The organism is Corallococcus interemptor (assembly GCF_003668875.1).
Lineage (GTDB): Bacteria > Myxococcota > Myxococcia > Myxococcales > Myxococcaceae > Corallococcus > Corallococcus interemptor.
Map to the genome: position 1 here is coordinate 1 of NZ_RAWM01000403.1, position 412 is coordinate 412.

Consider the following 412-nt stretch of genomic DNA (forward strand, 5'->3'; position numbering starts at 1 on the left):
ATTTAGTACGGGAGGACGAGTGTTGGATCCATTTCGTAGCTCTCTATCTCCCAAAACAGTAGAAGGCCTGATTTGTGCACAAGATTGGTTTCGAGGTTCAAATGTAGCAGCTGATTTGGAAGATGTCGCGGAGGAATTTCAAGCCTTCAAGGAGTTAGGTAAAACATGCCTTATTCTCTTGAGATTTCATGTTATTTCAAATTTGTGGTGAATCTAAATTAGATCAAATGATTAATAATGATTTTCTTTTTTTGTCAGAATTTGATTTTGATGAGGTTTGAATTGAAGCTATGTTGAATCGAAGGCAATTGTAGCAAAACTCGGCTGCTTACTTCGTCAGCCTCCCTCTTGTTTGAAGATAATTTTTAAGTGGTTTGCTCTTCTTGAATTGTGGAGATGGTTTCATGAAATG

At 37.1% G+C, this 412-nt stretch carries 1 protein-coding gene; it reads left to right on the forward strand.

The genetic code is table 11. The features are described from left to right. The coding region (locus D7X96_RS39340) for an hAT transposon family protein (RefSeq protein WP_147468537.1) at positions 1 to 211 on the forward strand (211 nt) is incomplete at its 5' end. Positions 212 to 412 lie beyond the last annotated feature (201 nt).